The 1709-nt window shown below is 45.1% G+C and carries 2 protein-coding genes; both read left to right on the top strand.

Translation table 11 applies throughout. From position 1 onward, the window contains the following. Positions 1-449: ATP-binding cassette domain-containing protein (locus A3756_RS29070; RefSeq protein WP_156490584.1), on the top strand; the 449-nt coding region annotated here is incomplete at its 5' end. Then, the coding region (locus tag A3756_RS18330; RefSeq protein ID WP_068554200.1) for an HlyD family type I secretion periplasmic adaptor subunit at positions 446-1709 on the top strand (1264 nt) is incomplete at its 3' end. The genes A3756_RS29070 and A3756_RS18330, both read left to right, overlap by 4 nt.

Genomic DNA, 1709 nt, shown 5'->3' with positions numbered 1-1709 from the left:
GGCAAAAGCAACGTATCGCTATTGCCAGAGCGCTCATTACCAACCCCCGCATTCTGATCTTTGATGAAGCGACCAGTGCCTTGGATTATGAGTCTGAGCGTATCATTCAAGACAATATGCGCTCGATATGCAAAGACAGAACGGTATTTATTATCGCTCATCGTCTATCAACCGTTCGTGCAGCAGACAGAATTATCGTCATTGAAACCGGGCGAATTGTTGAAAGCGGAAGCCATGATGAATTGCTCGAGCTGAATGGCTACTATGCCAAGCTACATAGCCATCAAAGTCATATTCCTAGCATTCGCGAGGTCAAAAAAGACGAAGGTAAAACAGCTAAGCCCACGAATAAACTAGCGATGAATTTACCTAAGGCGAAGATAGTCTCCAAGCCGAAAACATCCACAGCTAATCAGATGGAAAGTGAAACAGATGGAGGTGTGGAATGAGCTCCTCAATTCAACTCCCTGTGGGTGATGTCTCTGAAGAAAAAACAAAGAAAGGGCTGTTTGCTTTCCTTCATAAAGATCAGTCAGTCTCGCATAAAGAACTGTACCAGTTCTTACCGGCTGCTATTGAAGTAGAACAAACCCCAGCCTCATCAGCCGGCAGAGCCATTATCTGGGCAATCGTAATACTATTCACTATTGCCTGTGTGTGGGCTTACTTTGGCAAGATTGATATTGTTGCGGTTGCGCAAGGTAAAGTGATTCCAAGCGAACACATCAAACATATTCAGCCCTTAGAAGCGGGAAAGATCAAAGCGATTCACGTCAGAGAAGGGCAAAGCGTCAAACAAGGTGAGCCGCTCATAACGCTAGACAGCACGCAAACACAGGCCGATGTAGATCGTTTAGCACACGAGATTGCCGAACTATCAATGAATATTGAAAGGCTATCGCACTTCGATCATTGGCTGAGTTTAGTTTTAAAGGGAGTAGGTTCGCAGGCTTTGGCCCCGTTAAAATCGACGAGCCACCAAAACCTTCTCGTACAACAGAAAACCGAACTTAACGCCAAGCTCTCATCCCTGGAAGTTGAAAGACAAAAGCTCCAAGCAGAACAACAAATGGTCGAAGCGGAAGCAACGAAAAAAGAAAGAGTCATACCCGTACTGGCCGAACGAGTCGATGCGCTCGAACAACTCCACCGAAAAGACTACGGCTCAAAGCTTCCATACCTAGAACTCAAGCAAGAGCTAATCGAACAAGAACAAGACTTGAAAGTACAACAAGCCCGATTCAAGCAACTGGATAGCTCAATACTTGCCATCGAAAAACAAACCCACTCATTACTGGCAGAACAGCAGTTAGCAACGCTCTCGCAAAAGCAAGAATTTGAACTGAGATTAGAAGGCCTAAAGCAAGAACTCGTCAAAGCAAAACAGAGAAACCAGCAACAAGCAATCGTTTCACCAATAGATGGTCAAGTGCAGCAATTAGCAGTCCATACTATTGGAGGCGTAGTCACACCCGCCCAAGCACTCTTGGTGATTGTACCGGACCAAAGCAAAATGGAAGTGGACGTGATGATTCTTAATAAAGACATCGGTTTTGTGCAAGAAGGGCAGAAAGCTGAAGTCAAAGTCGATACCTTTAACTTCACCAAGTACGGTTTGATTGATGCAGAGATTAAGAGCATTTCTGACGATGCGATACAAGATGAGAATTTGGGCTTGGTTTATAGTGCTCGGGTAGCCTTGGCCAAAG

The organism is Oleiphilus sp. HI0086, from assembly GCF_001635225.1.
The sequence above is the reverse complement of the archived record's forward strand: the minus strand, read 5'-3'. Positions and strand labels throughout refer to the sequence as shown.